3 protein-coding genes are annotated in these 3459 nt (G+C 77.9%); all 3 read right to left on the minus strand.

What is annotated here, in order from left to right:
* The coding region (locus ADY01_RS34145; RefSeq protein WP_420715764.1) for a lipid II flippase MurJ at positions 1-607 on the minus strand (607 nt) is incomplete at its 3' end.
* Entirely contained in the window at positions 604-2013 is a 1410-nt protein-coding gene (locus ADY01_RS34150; protein WP_049580659.1) for an O-antigen ligase family protein, read from the minus strand. The genes ADY01_RS34145 and ADY01_RS34150, both read right to left, overlap by 4 nt.
* A gap of 59 nt (positions 2014-2072) precedes the next feature.
* Positions 2073-3371, minus strand: coding sequence for an exopolysaccharide biosynthesis polyprenyl glycosylphosphotransferase (locus ADY01_RS34155; RefSeq protein ID WP_053171504.1), 1299 nt, complete (start codon positions 3369-3371; stop codon positions 2073-2075).
* Positions 3372-3459: the final 88 nt, after the last annotated feature.

Raw genomic sequence — 3459 nt, forward strand, 5'->3', positions numbered from 1 at the left:
CCCGCATCCCCCACACCCCGTGCAGGGCCAGCGCGGTCGTGATGATGCCCACGTTGTAGGCGAGGTAGATCGCGGCGGGCGGCAGGAAGCTGCGGTGGGCCCGGAGCGCGGCGGAGAGGTAGCCGGCCGTCCCGAAGGTGAGAAGAGTCACTGCCGTCAGGCGCGTGCAGTCGACCGCGAGCGCCGGATCGGCGAGGCCGGGCGCCAGCGCGCGCACCAGCAGGGGCGCCCCGGCGACCAGCAGGACCGTGGCCACGGCGAGCCCCCACAGCAGCCGGGGAAACGTCGCGGCGACCAGCCGCCGCACCCCGCCGCCCCCGTCCCGGGCCAGCGCGCAGGCGAACGCGGGCACCAGCACCAGCGCCATCGCCTCCTCGATGAGCACCGTGGCGGCGACCTCGGGCACGGTCCAGGAGACGAGGAACGCGTCCGTCGCCCCGTCCGCGCCGAACAGCGTGGCGATGATCTGGTCGCGCAGCAGCCCGCCCAGCGCCCCCGCGGCGGTGAGCGCCGCCGTGGCGGTGGCCGCCCTGGCGACGAACCTCTCCGCGGACGCGGCGCGTTCGGCCGCCGCCGGCGCGGGCGCGGGCGCCAGCGTCCCGGTCACCGCGCCCCCACCGACACCACCGCCGCCACCGCCCCGGCGGCCAGGGGCCGCTCCGCGCCCCCCACCGCCGCGGGCGCGAACGCCCACCACGCCGCGAGGCCGAACGCGACGGCCGTCAGCACGGTCGCCGGGCCGCCGATGTCGGCGTAGAGGAAGTTCACCGTGCTCCACACCAGCAGCCCGGTCGCGATCAGCCCGACGTCCGGGGACCGCGCCCGCCGCAGCCGCCGCAGGCACCCGCCCAGCAGCGCCGCCCAGCCCCCGGCCAGGGCCGTGGCGCCCAGCAGACCCTGCTCGCTGAGCAGCAGCAGGTACATGTTGTGCGGCGACTCCAGCTCCTGCCGCTGGTACCCGTGCCCCGCGCCCGCCGTGTCACTGCCCGAGGAGAGGGCCAACGGGGCGTGGCTGTCGCGGTGTTCGGAGAACCCCTTGGGCCCGGTTCCGGTCCACGGATCCTGGCGCCACATGGAGAGGGCCGCGTCCCACATGGCGTACCGGTCGATCACCGACTGGTCGGGCGTTCCCGTCACATCCCCGATGCTGCCGAGCCGTTCCGACACCATGCCCGAGCCGAACGCCGCCCCGCCCGCCAGCAGCCCGCCGCCCGCGAGCAGCATCAGCAGCGTCCTGCGCGCGATCCTGAATCCGGCGAGCACCACCACCGCCACCACCGCGGCCCCGGTCGCCAGCCAGGCGCCGCGGCTGAAGGAGAACGCCAGCGGCACCGCGAGCAGCGTGGCGCAGGCCAGCGCCGCCGGGCGCCACCAGCGCGGCGCCGAGCGCGGGGGCGCGAGCCCCAGCGCGAGCGCCACGATCAGCCCGTAGGAGACGACGGTGGCCATGCTCATGACGTTGAGCGGGCCGAACGTGCCGACCGCGCGGACGTTCTGCCCCAGGTAGGAGGCGCCGGTCCCCGTCGCGTACTGGAGGACGCCGACCGCCCCCTGCGCCAGCGCGAGCGCCACCAGGGCCCCCGCGACCAGCCGGACATCGCGCCGGTCGCGCAGCAGGAGCAGCACGGCCAGCGGCACCAGGACGAAGACCTGGAGGCAGCGCAGGAAGCCGGGCAGGCTCGCCACCGGGTCGCCCGAGGCGGCGGTGGCCGCGGCCAGCGCCACCGCGGGCAGGGCGAGCGCCGCCGCGGCGGGCGCGGTCAGCCGGGGCCGCTGGCGGCGGCGCCCCGCGCGGCTCGGCAGCTGCCAGGCGCAGAGCCCGACCAGGGCGAACGAGGCCAGGTCCGCCGGGGCGACCCGCCCCCCCGCCAGCGTCCACCGGTCGCCCGGCAGGACGAGCAGCAGCACGGTCACCACCACGGGCAGCGCGCGCAGCCGCCGGCGGACCAGGGAGCGCGCGAGCGAGCGGACCGGCGCGGCGACGGAGGCGGGCGCCGCCCCGAGGAACGCCATGAACGACGGGAAGGCCGTGAACGTCGGGAGGGCCGGGAGCACCCGGAACGCCCGGGGCATCAGGAGCCTCCGAGCCGGAAGCAGGCGGCCGTGGTGCGCAGCATGATCCGCACGTCCTGCCAGAGCGACCAGGTCTCGATGTAGAAGTTGTCGAACCGGGTGCGGTCCTCGATCGAGGTGTCCCCGCGCAACCCGCTCACCTGCGCCAGGCCCGTCAGCCCGACCGGCATCCGGTGCCGGTCCGCGTAGCCGGGGTAGATGTCGCTGAACCGCTCGACGAAGTGCGGGCGTTCGGGCCTCGGGCCGACCAGGCTCATGTCGCCGCGCAGCACGTTCCACAGCTGCGGGAGCTCGTCGAGGCCGCTGCGGCGCAGCAGCCGCCCCACCGCGGACAGCCGGGGGTCGCCCGCGACGGTCCAGCGGCTCGCGGCCTCGCGCTCGTCGGCGGGCCGCAGCGTGCGGAACTTGAGCATGGTGAACGGCCGCCCGTCCTCCCCGACCCGCTCCTGACGGAAGATCACCCCGGGCCCGTCGGCGACCCTGACCGCCACCGCGCACGCCGCGAGCACCGGAGCGGCCACCGCGAGCGCGGCACAGGCGAGCACCACGTCCAGGCCGCGCTTGCCCAGGCGTCCGGGTCGGCGGTGCGGTCGCGGCGGCGGGTCGAGTCGGCGGCAGCCGAACCCCCACAGGTGGCCCGGCGCCCCGGCCGCCGCCGCCGGGTCGGCGGCGACCAGCCACACCGCGCACCCGCGCGCCCAGAACAGCCTGACCAGCGCGTCCTCGGGTGGCCTCGCGAAGACGGCGTCCCTGACCGCGAATCTGACGATGGCCCGAGTGATGTCGCGCGAGGAGGTCACCACCGGCAGCGGCGCGATCTCGGGAAGCCGCCGCGGCACCGGCCCGACCAGGCCGACGGGCCGCAGCCCGTACTCGGGGTGCGCGGCGAGCGCCAGGGCCACCCGCTCCCCCGCCGGGCCCGTCCCCACCACCAGCGCGGGGCGCGGCCTGCGCCGCCAGGCGCGGCGCCTGGCGGCGTGCGCCACGGCGCGCGTGGCCGTGGCCGCGGCCGTGTGCCCGGCGATCACCGCGGCCAGCGCGACGGGCGCTCCCGCCCCCGGCGCCAGCGCCTCGGCGACGCACCAGGCGACGGCGGTGTGCCCCAGCAGCCGGGGCAGTTCGTCCAGGGCCGAGGTCATCGGCGCGGCGCGGTACAGGCCGCCGGCCGCGTTGAGCGCGGCGACCACGGCCAGCACCGTCAGCAGCGCCACCGCGCCCCGCGGCCAGCCGACGGCCACGGCCGCCAGCGCGTCGGCGCAGCCCAGCGCGGCGGGCACGGCCCCCCGCCACGGCTCCATCCCACAGGGCCGGACACCGGCCGAGGTGCGGGGGCCCCTCGCCCGCGACGGTCCGCCCCGCTCCCCGCACCACCTGCATAGGAGGTGA

Source organism: Streptomyces sp. SBT349, from assembly GCF_001083795.1.
Classification (GTDB): domain Bacteria; phylum Actinomycetota; class Actinomycetes; order Streptomycetales; family Streptomycetaceae; genus Streptomyces.